This window comes from Mycolicibacterium mageritense (assembly GCF_010727475.1).
Taxonomy (GTDB): Bacteria; Actinomycetota; Actinomycetes; order Mycobacteriales; family Mycobacteriaceae; genus Mycobacterium; species Mycobacterium mageritense.
Map to the genome: position 1 here is coordinate 1563604 of NZ_AP022567.1, position 19641 is coordinate 1583244.

17 protein-coding genes are annotated in these 19641 nt (G+C 67.2%); 8 read left to right on the top strand and 9 right to left on the bottom strand.

Going from position 1 to position 19641, the window contains the following annotated elements:
- Positions 1 to 11 precede the first annotated feature (11 nt).
- A complete protein-coding gene (locus tag G6N67_RS07615; RefSeq protein WP_036433217.1) occupies positions 12 to 797 on the bottom strand; it encodes an IclR family transcriptional regulator in 786 nt (261 codons plus the stop codon).
- Positions 798 to 934: 137 nt separating this feature from the next.
- Between G6N67_RS07615 and G6N67_RS07620 the strand changes: the two genes are divergently transcribed.
- Entirely contained in the window at positions 935 to 2824 is a 1890-nt protein-coding gene (locus G6N67_RS07620; protein WP_036433214.1) for an acyl-CoA dehydrogenase family protein, read from the top strand.
- Between the two features lie 154 nt (positions 2825 to 2978).
- The gene (locus G6N67_RS07625) at positions 2979 to 3266 is read left to right on the top strand and encodes a hypothetical protein (RefSeq protein ID WP_230023496.1); all 288 of its coding nucleotides are present in this window, start codon (positions 2979 to 2981) and stop codon (positions 3264 to 3266) included.
- Here G6N67_RS07625 and G6N67_RS07630 read toward each other — a convergent pair.
- From G6N67_RS07630 to G6N67_RS07640, 3 genes are read right to left on the bottom strand one after another with little or no spacing between them, the layout of a single operon-like run.
- A complete protein-coding gene (locus G6N67_RS07630) occupies positions 3256 to 4056 on the bottom strand; it encodes an acyl-CoA thioesterase (protein ID WP_081812543.1) in 801 nt (266 codons plus the stop codon). The genes G6N67_RS07625 and G6N67_RS07630 overlap by 11 nt on opposite strands.
- Before the next feature lie 52 nt (positions 4057 to 4108).
- On the bottom strand, positions 4109 to 5179 hold the full coding sequence (locus G6N67_RS07635; RefSeq protein ID WP_036433211.1) for an NAD(P)H-dependent amine dehydrogenase family protein: 1071 nt from the start codon (positions 5177 to 5179) through the stop codon (positions 4109 to 4111).
- A gap of 6 nt (positions 5180 to 5185) precedes the next feature.
- Positions 5186 to 6199: a Rieske 2Fe-2S domain-containing protein gene (locus G6N67_RS07640; RefSeq protein ID WP_036433208.1), complete on the bottom strand. Its 1014-nt coding sequence runs from the start codon at positions 6197 to 6199 to the stop codon at positions 5186 to 5188.
- Positions 6200 to 6304: 105 nt separating this feature from the next.
- Here G6N67_RS07640 and G6N67_RS07645 point away from each other — a divergent pair, with 105 nt between their 5' ends.
- Complete coding sequence (locus G6N67_RS07645; RefSeq protein ID WP_230023502.1) at positions 6305 to 6859, top strand: TetR/AcrR family transcriptional regulator; 555 nt, start codon at positions 6305 to 6307, stop codon at positions 6857 to 6859.
- Positions 6860 to 7233: 374 nt separating this feature from the next.
- Here the strand turns inward: G6N67_RS07645 and G6N67_RS07650 are convergent, their stop codons facing one another.
- From G6N67_RS07650 to gabT, 4 genes are all read right to left on the bottom strand, one after another.
- Positions 7234 to 7809 carry a TetR/AcrR family transcriptional regulator gene (locus G6N67_RS07650; protein WP_036433203.1) on the bottom strand — a complete coding sequence of 192 codons (576 nt, stop codon included), beginning with the start codon at positions 7807 to 7809 and terminating at the stop codon, positions 7234 to 7236.
- Positions 7810 to 8005: 196 nt separating this feature from the next.
- A complete protein-coding gene (locus tag G6N67_RS07655) occupies positions 8006 to 9460 on the bottom strand; it encodes an NAD-dependent succinate-semialdehyde dehydrogenase (protein ID WP_036433200.1) in 1455 nt (484 codons plus the stop codon).
- Between the two features lie 20 nt (positions 9461 to 9480).
- Positions 9481 to 10773, bottom strand: coding sequence for a Glu/Leu/Phe/Val family dehydrogenase (locus tag G6N67_RS07660; protein WP_036433197.1), 1293 nt, complete (start codon positions 10771 to 10773; stop codon positions 9481 to 9483).
- Positions 10770 to 12110 (bottom strand): 4-aminobutyrate--2-oxoglutarate transaminase, encoded by a 1341-nt coding sequence (gene gabT, locus G6N67_RS07665; RefSeq protein WP_036433195.1) that lies wholly within the window; start codon positions 12108 to 12110, stop codon positions 10770 to 10772. Before gabT ends, G6N67_RS07660 begins: the two co-directional genes overlap by 4 nt.
- 112 nt (positions 12111 to 12222) lie before the next feature.
- On the opposite strand from gabT, the gene G6N67_RS07670 reads away from it, so the two are divergent.
- A complete protein-coding gene (locus tag G6N67_RS07670; protein WP_036433194.1) occupies positions 12223 to 13686 on the top strand; it encodes a PucR family transcriptional regulator in 1464 nt (487 codons plus the stop codon).
- A gap of 1 nt (position 13687) precedes the next feature.
- Here the strand turns inward: G6N67_RS07670 and G6N67_RS07675 are convergent, their stop codons facing one another.
- Positions 13688 to 16468 (bottom strand): aminotransferase class I/II-fold pyridoxal phosphate-dependent enzyme, encoded by a 2781-nt coding sequence (locus tag G6N67_RS07675; RefSeq protein ID WP_051578756.1) that lies wholly within the window; start codon positions 16466 to 16468, stop codon positions 13688 to 13690.
- Positions 16469 to 16653: 185 nt separating this feature from the next.
- Here G6N67_RS07675 and G6N67_RS07680 point away from each other — a divergent pair, with 185 nt between their 5' ends.
- The 4 genes from G6N67_RS07680 (at position 16654) to G6N67_RS07695 (ending at position 19572) form a co-directional block, all read left to right on the top strand.
- Positions 16654 to 16965 (top strand): hypothetical protein, encoded by a 312-nt coding sequence (locus G6N67_RS07680; RefSeq protein ID WP_063835156.1) that lies wholly within the window; start codon positions 16654 to 16656, stop codon positions 16963 to 16965.
- Entirely contained in the window at positions 16949 to 17944 is a 996-nt protein-coding gene (locus G6N67_RS07685) for a CobW family GTP-binding protein (protein WP_036433192.1), read from the top strand. Before G6N67_RS07680 ends, G6N67_RS07685 begins: the two co-directional genes overlap by 17 nt.
- A complete protein-coding gene (locus G6N67_RS07690) occupies positions 17941 to 18948 on the top strand; it encodes a WD40 repeat domain-containing protein (protein WP_051578754.1) in 1008 nt (335 codons plus the stop codon). Before G6N67_RS07685 ends, G6N67_RS07690 begins: the two co-directional genes overlap by 4 nt.
- A gap of 114 nt (positions 18949 to 19062) precedes the next feature.
- The gene (locus G6N67_RS07695; RefSeq protein WP_036433189.1) at positions 19063 to 19572 is read left to right on the top strand and encodes a hypothetical protein; all 510 of its coding nucleotides are present in this window, start codon (positions 19063 to 19065) and stop codon (positions 19570 to 19572) included.
- Positions 19573 to 19641 lie beyond the last annotated feature (69 nt).

Genomic DNA, 19641 nt, shown 5'->3' on the forward strand with positions numbered 1-19641 from the left:
GAACGCCTCGGTCACACCGCTGTTCGGCCACCAAGGGTCCGCGTCACCTGCTCGGCATAGCCCACCAGCAGGTCAACCCACGCCTCACACTGCTCACGCGGCATCCGCAGGGTCGGGCCGCTGATCATCAGCGCGCCCACGATCTCGCCGGACGCGTCGAACACCGGGGCCGACAGACCCGAAGCCGAGTCCTCACGCTCGCCCGCACTGATCGCGTAGCCGTCGGCACGGGCCTGGTTGATCAAGGCCCGCAACTCGTCGGGGCTGGTGACCGTGCCGTCGGTCATGGGTTCCAACGGGCCGGCCAGGATCTCCTCGGCGAGCATCGGGTTCCAGGCCAGCAGAATGCGCCCGGCCGAGCCGGCGTGCAGGGGAATCAGTTTGCCTACGTACATGTTTCGTCGCAACGCGTGGTGCGTCTCGGCAATCGCTACACACACCCGGTAGTGCTGCTCGGCGCGAAAGAAGCACGCCGTCTCGCCGGTCTTGTCGCGCATCTCCGCGAGCACCGGCTTGAGCACCTGCAAGATGTCGATGTCTTTCATCGCCGACGACGCCCAGAACGCCATGCGGGTTCCGATGCGGATCTGATCGCCCACGCGGTCCAAGAAGCCCTGCGCCGCCATGTTGGTGACGAGCCTCTGCACCGTCGAGGTCGGCAGCCCGGTCGCCTGCTGCAACTCACCGAGGGTCATCGAGGGTTTGGCGAGCGAGAAGGCGTCCAGGATCTCGGTGATCTTGCCGAGAACCAGCAGCGGCTTGTGCTTGCTCGACCCGTTGTCGACATCTGCTGGCATCCCGACATTTTATCGTCCGCCGCCCCGGCATCCGTGCCGCAACGATCGGCCCTGGACGCATGACCGTGGTGATTGCCGGGTATCCCACCACCGAATGGAGTTACCGTCGAGTAGGGCCCGACATACGGAGGTCGGCGATGACCGTCACCAAAGAAGTCAACGAACGACAAGCCAGGCAGGTAGCCGAGGAGGCACGGGAGGCGCAGTGGCGCCAGCCCAGTTTCGGCAAAGAGCTGTTCCTGGGCCGACTACGACTGGAATTGGTGCATCCGCACCCTCGCGGCCCGGCTGCGGCAGCACAGCGCGGCGAGGCGTTCCTGGCCAAGCTCCGGGAGTTCTGTGAGACACAGATCGACGCCGCGGTGATCGAACGCGACGCGCAGATCCCCGACTCGGTGATCTTGGGCTTGAAGGAGCTCGGCGCGTTCGGCATGAAGATCTCGACCGAGTACGACGGGCTCGGGCTGTCGCAGGTGTACTACAACAAAGCGCTCGCGTTGGTCGGCTCCGTCCATCCCGCGCTCGGGGCCTTGCTGTCCGCACACCAGTCGATCGGCGTGCCGCAACCGATCTCGATGTTCGGCACCGCCGAACAGAAACGTACCTGGCTGCCGCGGTGCACCCGGGAGATCAGCGCGTTCCTGCTGACCGAGCCCGACGTCGGCAGTGACCCCGCCCGGCTGCACGCCACCGCGACCCCGGACGGTGACGACTATGTCCTCAACGGGGTCAAACTCTGGACCACCAATGGCGTCATCGCCGATCTGTTGGTGATCATGGCCCAGGTGCCTGCGAGCGAGGGACACCGGGGCGGCATCACTGCGTTCGTCGTCGAAGCGAACTCACCCGGCATCGTCGTGACCAACCGCAACGCCTTCATGGGGCTGCGCGGCATCGAGAACGGTTTGACCAAGCTGACCGATGTGCGGGTGCCGGCCGCGAACCGCATCGGCCGCGAAGGAGAAGGCCTACGGATCGCATTGACGACGCTCAACGTCGGACGGCTGTCTTTGCCTGCGGTGTGCACTGGAACGGCGAAGTGGTGCCTCAAGATCGCCAGAGAATGGTCGAAGGAGCGTGTGCAGTGGGGCCGGCCGGTCGGCGAGCACGATGCGGTGGCCGGCAAGGTGGCGTTCATCGCCGCCACCGCCTACGGCATCGAGGCGATGGTCGAACTGGCCGGCGAACTGGCCGACGCGGGCCGCACGGACATCCGGATCGAGGCCGCGCTCGCCAAGCTGTACGGCTCGGAGATGACGTGGCTGATCGCCGACGAGCTGGTGCAGATTCGGGGCGGCCGTGGCTTCGAGACGGCCGAGTCCCTGGCCGCCCGCGGTGAGCGAGGCGTGCCCGTCGAGCAGATCCTGCGCGACATGCGCATCAACCGAATCTTCGAGGGCTCCACCGAGATCATGCATCTGATGCTCGCCCGTGAGGCCGTGGACGCCCACCTGTCGGTGGCGGGCGACATCATCGACCCCGACGCCGACCTCAAGCACAAGGCCAAGGCGGCCGCGCAGGCCGGCAAGTTCTATGCCCGCTGGTTGCCCACGTTGGTCACCGGCAAAGGCCAGCTGCCGATGTCGTTCACCGAGTTCGGCCCGCTGGGCGAGCACCTGCGCTATGTCGAGCGCGCCAGCCGCAAGCTCGCGCGCAGCACCTTCTATGCGATGTCGCGGTGGCAGGGCAGGCTCGAACACAAGCAGCGTTTCCTGGGACGGATCGTCGACATCGGCGCGGAGCTCTTCGCGATCACCGCGGCCTGTGTCCGCGCGCAGCGCGACGCCCCGGAAGCCGCTGTCGAACTCGCGGACGCGTTCTGCCGTCAGGCCCGGTTGCGCGCCGACCGGCTGTTCGCCGAGCTTTGGGACAACAGCGACGATTCTGACCGTCTCCTGGCCCGTGGCGTGCTCGCGGGTCGCTACACCTGGATGGAGGACGGCATCATCGACCCGTCGATCGACGGCCCCTGGATCGCGCAGGAAGGCGGTGACGTCACCGGCGATGTGCATCGCGTCATCCGGTGACTGAAAGTTTGCTCGCGGCCTACCGGTGGCACCCGGGCCGAATTAAACTCAATGAGTTATGGCGCGTGCGAGCGCGCATCACGACGAGTGGGGATACTGGCCGCACCCGGCGTACATGCGCGATCATTGCCTCAGCCGCCGGCAAGCATGGTCCATGAGCCGGCGGTTCGCCGGTGTCGGCGTCGGTATCGGGGCGGCACGCCTTCGTGAGATCGCGAGCGGGTCGCCCGCCTCGGCCGCCGAACTGGCCGACGTCGATTTCGCTGTCGCGGCCTCAGAGTTCAAGCACCAGGAGCGGGTCGCGAAGTTCGAGCGGGGCAAGCGGCAGTGTGTGAACTGCCTCGTGATCGTACTGATGGCCCTCGTGCTGCTCGGCGCCCTGCTGTTCGTGGCGCTCACCGTACTGAGCTTGGCGTTGCACACCACACCGTTCAGCCTTTGAAGTACACCATCTGGTGCGTCGTCGCCAACAGCGTGCCGGCCCGGCCCCAGATCTGCGCCGACTGGTCGAAGTGGCCCGCCGAGAAGCGTTGTGCCCGTGCCGTGCCCAGCAGGTAGTCGTCGCCCTGCTCGGCCAGTTGAGCTTCGTCGGCGTGGAAGTACACCGTGAACGAGATGGTGCCGGCCGGGACGAATCCGCCACGGCGCAAGAACACGCGCGGGTAGAAGATGTCGCAGACCGCGGTGAGCGACGCGAAGTCCAGCGGCCAGGGCGGGTTCCCGCGAACCCACAGCGTCGTGGTCGAGGACTCGGATTCGCCGTCTCCGGGGACCGGCGCGGCACCGTCGACAAACCGTACGTCGTAGTTCTGCAACCACGTCACGTCCAGGAACCCGGGCCGCAGCGGGACATCTTCGGGTGCGGGCGCGGGCGGCGGCGCCGGTTCGGTGTCCGACCAACTGTCCCGCCGCACTCCGAATACCGCTGTGGCCGTGGCTTTCACGTCGCCGTCCTGAGCGAGCTCGACGGTCCAGTGCTGATTGGACCGGTTGGTGCGCACCACACGAGCGTCGACGTCGAACGCACCGTCGACGATCGGCGCGAGGTAGTTCACCGTGACCGCCACCGGCAGACCGAGCACGTCGGGCTGCAACTCGATCGCACGCACCATGGTCGCCGCGGTGATACCGCCGAACGGGCCGACCATGTTTGCCCATTCGGGCACCGTGCGGCCGCGCAGACGTCGGTCACCGGCGGATTCGAGCGCGATTCCGTTGTCAAAGACGTTCACAGCCCGGACTTTACCCAGGGCCGCCGGGCGGACCAGAGCCGGTCGCCCACCGTCAGGTGAAGCGGCCCGCAAAGGCCCGCAACGGAAGGTCGGCGCTCGTGAGCAGCCCCGGCGGCGCCTCGACCACCGACTTGATGGCGTTCAGCGCGGGCAGTCCGGTGACCGTCATCCCGATCGATGCGAAGCTGCTGGGGTCCGACAGGTCCACCCCGGGCTTCGGGAAGATCATGTGCTTGTTGTAGATGCACGGATCGCCCATGATCTGAGTGATATAGCAGCCCTTGATATCCCAGCTGGGATCGGTGTGCGGGGTCATCTGCCATTCCAGGTGTGTCTCGATCTTGGGCACCCCGTCCACCAGGCCCTGGTACTTGATGTAGTTGCCGCCGAGCGAGCCCTTGGGCAGGTGGTACCAGCCGAGGTCGACATCTTTGGTGCACGCCCCGAGCTCGTAGCTGAACTTCACCTCGTCGAGCCGCACATCGAAGCAGTCCGCCATCAATAGCACGCTGTCGGCGAACACCCGGGTGTACTTCTCCAGCATGCTCGGCAACCGCGGATCGTCGACCGGCAGCCCGTAGCCGACCTCCTTCCAGGTGTCGGCAGAATGGTGGCAGGACACGTCGACGGATTCGATGGTGGTGACGTTCTCGATCTCGGCCACGTCAGCCGAACACACCACGCCCAGAATCTGATTGAGGCCGGGGTTCATGCCGGTGCCATAGAACGTCGAACCGCCTTTTGCGCACGCGGCGGCGAGCACCTGGGACACCGGTTTGCCGGACGGGTGCGCGTGATTGGTGTCGCGGTGCCAGCCGGTGATCCAGTCGGCCGTGGTGACGATGTCGATACCCGCCTCAAGGACTTTCACGTACAAGTCCTCGTCGGGAAACACTCCGTGAAACGTCACGACGTCGGGCTTGGCCGCGATGATGTCGTCGACGGATCCCGTCGCGGTCACACCGTTCGGCTCGAGCCCGGCGATCTCGCCGGCATCCCGGCCGACCTTTTCCGGTGTGTAACAGTGCAACCCGATGAGCTCCAGATCGGGGTGGGCCGCAATGCGTTTGATCATCTCGGTGCCGACATTGCCGGTGGCGACCTGGAAGACGCGTATGGTCATGGGATCTCAGCCTCTCGTGGCAAGGTCTGCGGCAGAACCGCCCAGACCGTCAGGGTAAAACTGCATGGCCCACTTGCGAATTGCGGTGAAACCCTCGTACTCCGCGGTGGCCAGCGCGGGCGGGTCGGAATAGCGCTGGTGCGACCAGATGTGGATGTCCTGGGTGAACTGGCGGATCACCTCGTCACCGAACAGCCGCGCCCGGTCCGCGGTCTTCTGGTCGTCACGTCCGGGTGTGCGCCCGATGTACACCATGAACCGCACATCGGAGGTGCGGTCGTCGACCGGGGTGACCGCCGAGATCGTGCGGTTGTCGATCATGCCCCAGCTCTTGGTCACCGCGATGCCCAGACCGCCGTTGATGGCCTCGACACCGCTGTTGACGTCCTCGATCTTCTGGGCGTCGTCACCTTCGAAGGTGATCGTGAAATCGACGTAGGACCACGGTTCACCGAAGTCGTGCCGGGTGAACACGGGCACGATCGGCGTTTGGTGCACGAACTTGAAATGCGCGAAGTCCACACCGTTTTCGAGGACGTACTGGGGGTGCAGTTCGAGCTGTTCACGGAACAGGCGTTGCTGCGGGTAATAGTCGGCCGCGGTCTTGTCACCGAAATCGGCAAAGATGTCGGGTACGTCGAAGTGCGGTGCCCGCCCCTCGGCGTCGTGCCAGATGTAGACCGACGCATTGCGCTCGACCACGGGATACGTGCGCATGCGCCTGCCGCGGTTCGGCCTGTCCTGGTACGGGATGCACACGTTGCGGCCTTCGTGGTTCCACTGCCAGCCGTGGAAGGGGCACTGGATCACCTCGCCCACCACGTGGCCGCCGAAGCCCAGGTGCGCGCCGAGGTGCTCGCAGTAGGCGTCCATGACCGTCAACTGCCCGGATTGCGCACGCCACGCGATCATTTCGCGATCGAAGTACTTCATCCGGTGCACGTCGCCGACCGCGACCTCATCCGACCAGGCGACCTGAAACCAGCCTGTCGGTTTCATCGACAACGGCGGCTTTGCCATGACCCCTAGAATCACAGAGGGTTCTATCAAAGTCAATACTCGCGTAGCATCCCGGAGGTGACCGAGCGGCGCACCAACCGGCGGGGGCAGGCCAGCCGCGAGAGCATGCTGGACGCGGCGTTGCATGCGCTCGCCTCCGGCGCCCCCGGCTCGGTTTCGGGCAATCGCATCGCCAAAGATGCTGGGGCAACGTGGGGCACGGTCAAATACCAATTCGGCGACATCGACGGACTCTGGGCAGCCGTGCTGCGCTACACCGCCGAACGCCGGGGACAGATGCCGTCACACGCGGTGCCGCACGGAACCCTTCCGGAGCGTGTCGCCGGGATCCTCGACGCCATGTACCACGGGCTGACCGCTACGGATTCCCGCGCGATCGAGAACCTGCGCGCCGCGCTGCCCCGGGACAGGGCGGAATTGGAGCGCCTTTTCCCGCAGACTGCCGCGGAGCTCTCGTCGTGGCAACGGACGTGGATCGAGGCCTGCCAGAAGGCTTTTGCCGATCTCGACGTCGATCCCGACCGGGTGCGCGAGGTCGCGCTGTTCATCCCCGGCGCGATGCGCGGCATCACGTCGGAACGGCAGTTGGGCACCTACATCGACCTCGACGAGGCGAGACGCGCACTGTCCAATGCGATCGTCGCGTATCTGGAGAACTGACAGGCCCGGCGTGTCGCGCCCGGCCGGCGCCTATCGTTTCGCCCGCCTGTTAGCGACAAAGTCGCGGAGTTCGCCGCACGGGCACCATCGGCAACTGCCGTCACAGATGCGATCGACACTTGTGCCCCGTCCCGCCCTATTCGCCTCGTAGGCAACAGATTTCGGCGTGCCCGCCTACGCGCGACAAAGTCGCGGACAGCCGGGCCCGGGGCAGGTGAGCAACAACTCGATTCCTGAGGCTGGCCGGACTGGTGGGATGTTTCCCTTGGGACATAAGCGCTTCAAGTGCCTCAAGGGGCTGATTCTGCGACTTTGTCGCAAACAGGCGGGCACATCGGTAGTACGCCCGGATCTTGGGACGGGTGTGGCACCAACTACGTCGGCTCATCGAGCATTTGCTGCAACCGCTCGCCCACGCGATCCAACGGGTCGGTGCTGCGCTCGGCGCGGCACATGGCCACGGCTCCTTCCACCGCCGCGACGATCAAGGTGGCCGTCCCCGTGGCGTCGTCACGACCGGCGCCGTGGTCGCGCAACGCCGCCGCGAGGATCGAGACCCAGTTGCTGAACGCGAACACCGCCGCTTCACGTGGGGCACTGCCGTCGTCGGGCACGTCCTCGACACAGACCGCGAGCACGGGGCACCCGGCGCGGAACTCGCTGTCCACCAGGATTTCCCGCCACATCCCGAGAAACTGCCGCAAGCCTTCGCGGGGACCGGCGGCCATGGCGTCGGAAAGCGCTCGGGCCGTGAGGTCGTCGGCCCAGCGCACGGCCTCGGCAGCGAGTTGATACTTGCCGCCGGGAAAATAGTGATAGGTCGAGCCCAGCGGGGCGCCCGCATGCTTGGCCACTTCCCGCACACTGGCGGCATTCAGGCCCCGCCGCCGCAGCATGTCCGCGGTTCCCGCGACCAGGCGCCCGCGCGCGTCACCCGTGGCCTCCGGCATTCCGCCCTCCTCGCCTATAACAGTCGTCATAGTCTAGCCTGCCAGCCAGTTATGACGAGTGTTATAGAGGATGGTGCGCGAGTTGCATTTCGTCCGTAGCGGCGAGCCCGGCGTGCAGTCCGGGCTCAAGAATCGGACGTAGCTCAAGACTGAAGATTGCAGTCACTGGGTGACGGCAATCTTCAGCTCAAGCGCGTCACGCGAAATCGACGCTGAAGTACTGCGTTTCCTGGAACTCGTGCAGGCCTTCGCGGGCGCCCTCGCGGCCCAGTCCACTCTGCTTCATGCCGCCGAAGGGTGCCGAAGGATCGGACACGATGCCGCGGTTGATGCCGATCATGCCCGCGTCGAAGGACTCGGCGAGACGCAGCGCGTCCTGCAGCCGGCCTGCGTAAACATAAGCAGCCAAGCCGTATTCGGTGTCGTTGACCCAGCGCAGCAGCTCGTCCTCGGTCTCCCACACCACGACGGGCGCAACCGGGCCGAAGATCTCGTCGCTCAGGATGGCCGCATCGGGTGCAACCCCGGTCAGCAGTGTCGGCGGCACGAACCAGCCACCGGAGGGCGCGTCTGCAGAGGCGGCGACCACGGCTCCGGCCTCGACCGCGGCGGCGATCGCGGCACTCACCCGCTCGGCCGCGCGGGCGCTCACGAGCGGTCCGATCTCCGACGCGGGATCCGATGCCGGGCCGACGCGCAGCGCGGCAACCTCGGCACCGAAGGCCGCGACGAACTCGTCGACCACGGACGCGTGCACGTAGAACCGGTTGGCCGCGGTGCAGGCCTGCCCGCCGCCGCGGAACTTCGCGATCATCGCGCCCTGCACGGCCGCCGCGACATCGGCATCGGCGGTCACGACGAACGGCGCGTTGCCGCCGAGTTCCATGCTGGCGTTGACGATCCGGTCGGCGGCCTGCTTGAGCAACACCCGGCCGATCCCGGTGGACCCGGTGAACGAGATCTTGCGGACCCGCTCGTCGGCCAGCCACTCCGACACCACCGCGGCGGCATCGGTGGTGGGCACCACGTTGACCACACCGTCGGGCACCCCCGCGTCGGAGAGGATCCGGGCCACCGCCAGCGCGGTCAGCGGGGTCTCGGCGGCGGGTTTGAGCACCACGGTGCAGCCCGCGGCGAGCGCGGGAGCGATCTTGCGCGTCGCCATGGCAGCCGGGAAGTTCCACGGCGTCACCAGGGCCGCCACCCCTACCGGCTTGTGCGTCACCAGGGTTCGGGCCCCGCCCGCCGGGCTGACCCCGTAACCGCCGTCGGTACGCACCGCTTCCTCGCTGAACCAGCGGAAGAACTCGGCGGCGTACATCACCTCGGCGCGCGCGTCGGCCTGCGACTTGCCGTTCTCGGAGCAGATCAGCGCGACCAGCCGGTCGGCGTCGGCGACCATCAGATCGTATGCGCAGCGCAGGATTTCACTGCGCTTGCGCGGCGCCACCGCGGCCCAGCCGCGGAACGCCCGGTGTGCGGCGTCGACCGCCGAGCGGGCGTCGGACACGGTGCCGTCGGCGACCTCGACGATGACCTTGCCGGTGGCCGGGTCGTGGACATCGAAAGTCGAAGCGGCCCCGTGGGCCTGGCCGTCGATGAGGATGCCGTGCTTGGCGTCCAGTTCGGCGATCACGGTGTGGGTGTTCACGGTGTTCCTGTCTATCGAGATTACGGGTAGAGCCCGCGCAGCTGGGCGGCCTGCGCGACGCGTTCGACGGCCAGGCACGTGGCCGCGGTGCGCAGCGGCAGGTTCAGTTTCGCGGCGTGCGCGCTGACCTCGTCCCACGCGGTGAGCATGCGTTCGGCCAGTCGGGACTCGACCTCGTCGGCCCGCCACCAGTACGCCTGATTCGCTTGCACCCATTCGAAATACGACACGATGACGCCGCCGGCATTGGCCAGGATGTCCGGCACCACGAGTCGGCCCGCGTCGTTGAGCACCAGGTCGGCCTCCGGGGTGGTGGGGCCGTTGGCGCCCTCGACGATCACGCGAGCGCGGATGCGGTGGGCGTTGCCCTCGTGGATGACGCCTTCGATCGCGGCGGGCACCAGCAGATCGACGTCGCTCTCCAGCAGGTCGGCACCGGAGATCTCGACGCCGCCTGCGAAGCCGACCACGGATCCGGTTGCCGCGACGTGCTCTTCGAGCGCGGGCACGTCGAGACCCGCGGCGTTGGCGACCGCTCCGTACTGGTCGGAGACCGCGACGACGCGGACGCCGTTATCGAACAGGAAGCGCGCCGCGTGGCTGCCGACCTTGCCGAAACCCTGTACGGCGGCCGTGGATCCGTCGACCGTGATGCCACGCGAACGCAGCGCGGCCAGGGCCACGTGCACCACACCGCGCGACGTCGCGGTGGCACGGCCCAGTGAGCCGCCGAGGCTCACGGGCTTGCCTGTGGTGACGCCGAGGACCGTATGTCCCTTCTGCACCGAGTAGGTGTCCATGAGCCACGCCATGGTGTTCTCGTCGGTGCCGACGTCGGGCGCCGGGATGTCGTGCGCGGGCCCGATGATCGGGCTGATCTCACTGGTGTAGCGGCGCGTGACGCGTTCCAGTTCGGCGGCGCTGTACTGGCGCGGGTCGATCCGGACGCCGCCCTTGGCACCGCCGTAGGGCACGTCGAGCAGCGCACACTTCCAGGTCATCCACATCGCCAGGGCCCGCACCTCGTCGAGCGTGACGTCGGGCGAGTAGCGCAGACCGCCCTTGGCGGGGCCGCGGGACACGTTGTGCTGCACGCGATGTCCGATGAGCAACTCGATCTCACCGTTGTCCCGGCGCAGCGGGATCCCCACGGTGACCTCACGGCGCGGAGTGGCCAGCACGGTGTACACGCCATCGTCGTAGCCGAGGATCGTGGTCGCCTCGCGCAGCTGCGAGCGCGCGTCGTCGAGCGGGCTCAGCGCGACGGTCGCTTCAGACGCGACGGCCTGAGGCGCTCCGGTGGTGACGGTCATCGGATCTCTCCGAAGGTTTCGGCCAGGATGTCGAGGCCCTCGGCAAGCAGGTGGTCGGGCATCGACAGCGGCGGCAGGAAGCGCAGCACGTTGCCGTAGGTGCCACAGGTCAGCACCACGAGACCTTTCGCATGCGCGGCGGCCGCGATGCGCTTGGTCAGGTCGGCGTCGGGTTCGACGGTGCCCGGCTTGACCAGTTCGATCGCGATCATCGCACCGCGGCCACGGACGTCGCCGATACGCGGATCGTCAGCGGCCATCGCGGTGAGCCGGCCGATCATGGTCTCGCCGATCTGGGCCGCGCGGGCCACCAACTGCTCCCGCTCAATGGTGTCGATCACCGCGAGCGCCGCGGCGCACGCCAGCGGGTTGCCGCCGTACGTGCCGCCGAGCCCGCCGGCGTTCGGGGCGTCCATGATCTCGGCGCGGCCGGTGACGGCCGACAGCGGCAGACCACCGGCGATGCCCTTGGCGGTGACGATCAGATCGGGCACCACGTCCTCGTGCTCGCACGCGAACATCGCTCCGGTGCGGGCGAATCCGGTCTGCACCTCGTCGGCGACGAAGACCGCGCCGGCCTGGGTGCACCAGTTCTGCAGGTCACGCAGGAAGCCAGGGGCGGGGACGATGAAGCCACCCTCGCCGTGGATCGGCTCGATGACGACGGCGGCGACGTTGTCCGCGCCGACCTGCTTCTCGATCAGGTCGATGGCCCGCGCGGCCGCGGCTGCGCCGTCGATCTCACCGTCGCGCAACGGGAACGACGTCGGCACCCGGTACACCTCACCGGCGAACGGCCCGAAACCGTGCTTGTACGGCTGGTTCTTGGCGGTCATCGCCATGGTCAGGTTGGTGCGGCCGTGGTAGGCGTGGTCGAACACCACGACGGCCTGGCGACGGGTGTGCGCGCGGGCGATCTTGACCGCGTTCTCGACGGCCTCGGCGCCGGAGTTGAACAGCACGGTGCGCTTGTCGTGATCGCCGGGCGTGATCCGGTTGAGTTCCTCGGCCACGCGCAGGTACCCCTCGTAGGGCGTCACCATGAAGCACGTATGGGTGAACGCCGCGACCTGCTGCGTGACCGCGTCGACCACGGCAGGCGCACTGTTGCCGACGGTGGTGACGGCGATGCCGGAGCCGAAGTCGATCAGCTGGTTGCCGTCGACATCTGCCAGCACGCCGCCGGCTGCCGCGACGACGTACACAGGCAGCGTGGTTCCCACGCCGCGGGCGATCGCGGTGTCCTTGCGGGCCTGCATCTGCTGCGAGATCGGTCCGGGGATGGCGGTGACAAGTCGACGTTCCTGGGTGAGCGCCTCAAGCTCCGTGATGGTCACGTGCTCCTCCTACTGCTTGCGGTATTGCTGACCCACGCTAGGGACGACGTGACGGCAATCGCAGGGCAGGAATGCACAATCTCCATGTCGGAGACTGTGCGAAACTGTCATCGTGGTCACCATCGAGACAGTGCTTGCCGTCGAGCCCCTCGGCCTTCACGGTCTCCACACGTGCGACCCGAAAGCGGTGGTCAGGTGGGTCGCGACCAGCGAACTGCCAGATCCGGCGCCCTTTCTGGAAGGCGGCGAGATCCTGCTGACCACAGGTCTGGAGACCGGGCAGTGGGATGCCGAATGGGACGGCTACGTGCAGCGGCTGGCCGAGGCGAGGGTCTCGGCGATCGGCATGGCCGCGGGCTTGACACACGCCAAGACGCCCCCCGGCCTGGTCGCGGCCTGCCGTGCGCACGGGGTCAACGTGTTCGAGGTGCCGCGACAGACACCGTTCGTCGCGGTCAGTCGACACGTCGCGCAGTTGCTCGAAGAGCAGGAATCGACCGCCGCGCGCGAGACGCTCAAGACGCAGCGCCGCTTGATCTCGGCGGCGGCCCGGCCCGATCCCACCGCGGCCGTCATCACGGCGCTGGCTCAGGCCGTCAACGGCGCAGTGTGCCTCATGTCGCCCGATGGTCGCGTGCTCAGCGGACCCGTCGGCCCGCGCCGGGCCGACTTCCCGCTCGGCGAGGTCGCCGACGACGTCCGACGGCTGCAGGCCCACGGGTTGCGTTCGGCCGCAGTCCAGTCCCGCCCCGGTCTGTCAATTTCGGTGCACCCCATCGGCTTGCGGGGCAAGCCGTCGACCTACCTGGCGGCGATGGGCCCGATGCGGCTGTCCGACGGGCAGCGACACGCGGTCACCACGGCCGTCGCGGTACTCGGCCTGGTCGACGAGCAGCACCGCAGCCGGGCCAGGACGCGCAGGCACCTGCGCAGCCGCGCGGTCGAGCTGATCGCCGGAAACGACGCCAGGACAGCGGAGTTGGTGCTCGAGGTGGACTGGCCGAGCGCGGCACTGCCGGAGCGGATCAGGATCCTGCGGGCGGCGGGCAGCGAGTCCGAACGGGACGACGCGATCGCGGCGCTGGAGCACCGCGACATCCTGGTCGGCACACACGCCGACGAGGTGTGCGCGGTCGTCCAACCGCAACAGGCCGAAGCCATGGCCGCGGTGGCGGTCGACGCCGGGCTACAGGTTGGAGTGGGCGACGCCGTGGCGCTGAGCGACGCCGCTTCCAGTTACCGAACGGCCGGGCTGGCACTCGCGCAGGCCACGCCGACCGCAGCACTCGTCGTGTGGGACCGGGTGATCAGCGACGGCCCACTCGGCCTCATCGACCCTACGCGAGCTCGAACGTTCGCCGAATCCTGGCTTCGCGACCTGGATTCCGAACAGCTGGACACGCTGCGCTGCTTCCTGCGCCACCACGGATCCCGGCTCAAGGTCGCCGAGGAACTCGGCCTGCACCGCAACACCGTGCGCAACCGACTCGAAGCCATCGAGGCGGCGCTACCGGGTCAGCTCGACGATCCGCAGACCCGCGTCAGCGCCTGGATCGCCTTGCAGTCGCTCGACTGATTCACGAAAAGTCGTGCATCAGTTGGCCGCGCGGCAGTTCCGTGTCGGACGCTCCCAGCCGCGCCGCCGTGAGCCGGGCGACGGTCTCTTCGGTGAAGACCGACAGGCCCAGATCCGGGTTGTAACCGTGGATCTCTTTGACGTCGAGCTGAGCCAGGAAGTACAGGATCTGTTTCGAGATCACCTGGCCCGGCACCAGCACGGGGAAGCCGGGCGGATACGGCACCACGAACGTCGTCGACACCAGGGTCTTGCCCTCGGCGATCCGCCGGCCGGCCGCGCCAAGCGGGACGTACTCGCGGTCGGACTCCTCGTAGCCCGCGTAGAACGCCGACCGCATGTCCCCGAACGCGCTTGCGCCGTCGGGCCGGAACGCGATGTCGAATTCGCTGAAGTCGGGCAGCGGCGGCAGATCCTCGGTGATCTCCTCGATGCGCCGGGCCTGCAGCTCGCGGTCAGCCTTGCTGGCGGACTTGAACTTTCGGTCCAGATCGGTCGCGATGCGGCGCAACGCGTCGAGCAGATAGTGCACGCTCGACCAGGTGACGCCGATGGTGAAGATCAGCAGCACGCTGTTGATCGAGGTCTTGTTGATCTGGATGCCGAACCGCTCCATCAGCACCTTCTCGCGGAAGTCGTAGCCGTTCATGCCGGTCTTGCCGATGAACAACGTCACCCGCGTCGGGTCGAGCACGAACTCGTCGGTCTTCCACGCCTCGTTCCAGCCCTCCAAAGCACCTTGGCTGACCTGGCGGTACGACCGCACCTTGGAATCGCGGTACTCCTCGGGCACCAGGTCAGACTCGTCGAGGATCCGGAACCACTTGCTCACCAACGGGTCGATGCGCACGCGGTGGCGGAACACCAGCGACATGTTGTACGCGTAGCGGACCAGCTGGAAGCCCTCGAGGTCGACCTGGCGGCGGGCGAGGTCCAAAGACGCCAGCAACTGCTGGTTGGGCGAGGTCGAGGTGTGGGTCAAAAACGCCTCGCCGAACGCGTCGCGGTTCTTGGTGTTGAAGTCCTCGTCGCGAATGTGGATCATCGACGCCTGCCGCAGCGCCGAGAGCGACTTGTGGGTGGAATGCGTCGAGTACACCCGGATGCGGGCCTTGGCCGGGTCGGGCAGCAGCCGATGGTCGACCCACTGCTCGCGCGGCACATCCTTCATCGACTCGCGCCACGCGCGGTACTCAGCCGCGTACTCCCGCGACTCCAGCATGTTCTCCAGCCGTTCCGCGGAGATCATCGCGGTGCGCTGGCGCGACCACGGCACCGCGGTGGCGAACGCATACCACGCCTCGTCCCACAGGAAGCAGATGTCGGGCTTGATCGCGAGGATCTCCTCCATCACCCGCTGCGGGTTGTAGACCACGCCGTCGAATGTGCAGTTGGTCAACAACAGCATGCGCACCCGGTGCAGCTGCCCGGCCGCTTCGAGATCCAGCAACGCCTTCTTGATGGTGCGCAGCGACACCGCACCGTAGATCGCGAACGCTTCCAGGGGATAGGCGTCCAGATACAGCGGGCACGCCCCGGCCAGCACCAGGCCGTAATGGTGCGACTTGTGGCAGTTGCGGTCGATCAGCACGATGTCGCCGGGCCGCACGAGTGACTGCACGACGATCTTGTTCGCCGTCGACGTGCCGTTGGTGACGAAGTACGTCTGGTTCGAACCCCACGTCTTGGCGGCCTTGTCCATCGCCTTCTTCAGGTTGCCGTGCGGATCCAGCAGCGAATCCAAACCGCCCGAGGTCGACGACGTCTCGGCCATGAAGATGTTGCGGCCGTAGAACTCCCCCATGTCCTGCAACGACTTGGAGTTGAAGATGCTGGCGCCGCGGGCGACCGGCAACGCATGGAACTGCCCGACCGGCGACGCGGCATACAGCCGCAGCGCATCGAAGAACGGCGTCGCGAACCGGTTGCGCATCCCGGCCACCACCGTGCTGTACAGGTCGGTGGCGTCGTTGAGCCGGTAGAACGTGCGGTGATAGATGTCCGGTTCGTTCTCGCTCGGTGACGCGATCGACTCGTCGGTGACCAGATACCGGTCGATGTGGGGCCGCAGATCCCGGATCCACTCACCGCACTCCACCCAGTCGTGCGTGCGGTCGGTGGCCACGGTCAGGTCGTTGGCGCCCAGCAACCGCGCCATCACCGGCAGCCGGTCCTTGGCCCGCAACGGCAGATCGTGGCGGATGATCGCGGCCTGGATCTCACCGTTGAGCGCCACCGCGGTGATCGCGTCTTCGACGCTGGGCACCACCAAGAGTTCGAACTGCACGTCGTCGTCGGGACTGCGCAGCGCACGCAGGTTCTCGGCCAGGCTCTCAGGCCCCGATGACGGTGAGTCGTCGGCGAGCAGCACGGTGTAGTACTGCTGGCGCTTGGCCCGCACCTCCAGTTCCTGCTCGGGCAGCGAGGCCGACGTGTCGAACAGCGCGGCCTGGTCGCCGTACTCGGACAGCAAACGCACCGCGAGTGAGACCTCGTCGCTGAGCAGTTCGGTGGCCAGATCGGCCAGGTATCCGCGAAAGTCCTCGACCTTGTCCGCACCCGGGTAGAGCCAGTACCGCTCGTAGGCGCCGAGGCGGTCGAGCAATCGTTTCGCGCGGGTGGCCACATGCCTGGTGTCCAGGCCGGCCCGGTGGATCGCCAGCAGTTGTCTGCACGCGTCATCGAGAAGGTTCCAGGTGTCGATCCGCGAATACGACGGATTCGCGACGGCCGCCAATGAGGAGACCCGCAACCTTCTCTCACGTCCGCTTTCCCGCTCCATGTTGCGATCCTCGTCCAGCGTCCGGCTCTTGCCACCGTTTCGCGGAAAACCGATGCAATAACGTGGCCGCGCCGATGGGGGCTACCGGCGCGTACGAGGTGGCTCGTCAAGCCGGTCACGGCGCGGGTGCAGTCCGCGATCAGCGTGATACCTTGTTGAAAATCATTTTCATTAAGGTGGTGTCCATGCCCGGTTTGGTGAACCCCGGCGGCAGCACACGCTCAACCGCGCTGCCCAAGGCGACCCGCGAGCACATCGACAACCTCAAAACAGCCGTGCGGTCCGCTCTCGGAATCCCCGACCACACCACGGTGCTGGTCCAGCAGCTCGCGTGCACCGAACCGGGTTGCCCGCCGGTCGAAACGGTTGTCGCGGTCCTCTCCACCCCCAGAACAGTGTGGAAGCTGCCCAGCGCCACGCCCGACCTCACCATCGCCGCGCTGCGGCGGGCGATCGAAGAACACCCGGAAGGACACGATCATGCCGACCACGACTGACGAACGGGTACCTGTCACCGTCATCACCGGATTTCTCGGTGCAGGCAAGACCACCCTGGTCAACCGGATCCTCACCGAACAGCACGGTAGGCGGATCGCGGTGATAGAGAACGAGTTCGGGGAAGTCGGCATCGACGACGCGCTCGTACTCGACGCCGAAGAAGAGATCTTCGAGATGAACAACGGCTGCATCTGCTGCACGGTGCGCGGCGACCTCATCCGCATCCTCGGCGCACTGATGCGTCGCCGGGATCGCTTCGACCACATCCTCATCGAGACCACGGGCCTGGCCGACCCCGCACCCGTCGCCCAGACGTTCTTCGTCGACGACGAGATCCGCGGGCAGCTTCGCCTCGACGCGATCGTGACCGTCGTCGATGCGGCACACGTGCTCGACCACCTCGACGAAATCAAGCCCGACGACGTCGAGAACGAGGCCGTCGAGCAGGTGGCCTTCGCCGACCGGATGATCCTCAACAAGGTCGATCTCGTCAGCGCCGAGCGACTCGCCGCGGTCGAAACCCGCCTGCGCGGCATCAACTCCGGTGCCGACATCGTGCCTGCGCAGAACGCAAAGGTCGAGCTCGACCGCATCCTCGACGTCGGCGCATTCGATCTCCAGCGCGTGCTCACCGACGATCCCGCGTTCCTCGAGCAGCAGGACCACCAGCACGACCAGACCGTGACCTCGGTCGGAATCGAACTCGACGGCGATGTCGACGTCGAGAAACTCAACTCGTGGCTCGGAGAACTGTTGGCCACCAAGGGAATCGACATCTTCCGCAGCAAGGGCATCCTCGCCCTGGCCGACCAACCGCGGCAGTACGTCTTCCAGGGCGTGCACATGCTGTTCGACGGCACCGAGGGCAGGCCCTGGCGGGACGGGGAAGCGCGCACCAACCGACTCGTCTTCATCGGACGCCACCTGGACAGAGCCGAACTCGAATCCGGCTTCCGAGCCTGCCTGGTGAACCAGTGAGCCGATCGGTACTGGCCGGCGACACCTGGCGGCTCAGCGTCGACGATGCGGTGGCCGCGTTGGCCGCGTCACCGCAGGGCCGGATCGCCGTCGCGGGTGCGGAGGGTTCGGTCACGATTCTGGCGGCCGACGGCATCGTCGAGTCCCGGCAGGAACTCTCGCTCGGATGCCTCACCGTGGCATGGTCACCGGCAGGTGACCGGCTCGCAGTCGGATCGGTTCACGGAGTGGACGTGCTCGACGCCCACGGCAGCGTCATCGGCGGACGGCACGGAGGCTGGTGCTCGTCGGTCGCGTGGAGTTTCGACGGAGCGCGGCTGGCCGCCGCGGTGGGCCGCACCGCGATCGTCCTCGACTCGCACGGCACGGAGCTTCTCTCTGCCGAGCGGGCCAGCACTGTGACCGGCGTGGCGTGGGTCAACCGCCGGGTGGCCAGCGCCGCCTACGGTGGCGTGCGCGTCCACCCTGTCGCGCGTGATTCGGCACCGGATGTGTTGCCGTTCAAGGGATCACTGCTCGCACTCGCCGTCAGCACCGACCGAAAGTGGGCTGCCAGCGGCAATCAAGATGCGACACTGCACGTCTGGCGGATCGGCCGGCGCGGCGAGGAGCTCGGCATGTCCGGGTATCCGACGAAGATCACCGCACTGGCCTTCTCGCCCGACTCGGCGCTGCTGGCCTCGGGCGGCGGCGAGGACGTCACGGTGTGGGATTTCACCGGCCGAGGCCCGCGGGGCAGCACACCGCGGATACTGCGCGGTCATGACGACGCCGTCACCTCCATCGCGTGGTCGGCCCGCGGCGACCTGCTCGCTGCGACATCCGACGACGGCCGGGCAGCGGTGTGGTCGCCCCGCTCGGCAGTGCCGGGCCGGCCGCTCACCCCGACCGATTCGCTGAACCGGGACTCCCCGGCGACCGCCGTCACCTGGGACGCGGCGGGCCGACTGCTCGCGGGCTGGGCGGATGCCACGGTTGCGGCTCACGTGGTGGGCGGTGCCTGAGATGGCTCCGTCCGCAGACGCCGAAACCTGATCCGTCCGGGTGCGGCGGCGGTAGCGTTTGGCCATGTCCAAGGCCTGTAGCCGATCAGGATCGTTGCTCATGGGGCCGCTGTCATGACAACGGCTGCCGCGGAGGCGCCCGTCGAGCACGTTGTCGCCTTGCTCCGCGAACGCCTATACGGTGCCATCTCCTGCCTCGCGACGCTGGCGGTGCTCGCTCGGTACACCGACGAAAACACCAGTGCGTGGGCACGAATCCTCGACGTCGCGGTCGCCGCCGGCGGATTGTGGGCGGCCAGCCTACTGGCCGAGTTCGTCGCGCGACTGGGTGTCGAGGGCCGCGCCCCGCGGGGCCCCGCCGCATGGGGCATGTTGCGCTCGTCGGGCCAGATCCTCGAAGCGGCCGTCGGCCCCATCGTCATCCTGATCGTCAGCGCAATCGGTGTGCTCAAAACCCCCACGGCCGTCTGGCTTGCCATGTGGTTCCTGGTCATCGAGATGGCGCTGATCGCGTTCCTGGCGGTGCGCCGGACGAACCTGCGATGGTGGCAGCAGGCGCTGGCCGTGGTCGCCCTGTCAGCCCTCGGCGCCGCGGTGGTGGCGATCAAGATGATCGCGCACTAGTCAAGCTTGCTCAGCCAGGCACAAGGCTGAAGATCCCAGCCACCCAGTGACTGCAAACTTCAACGTAAG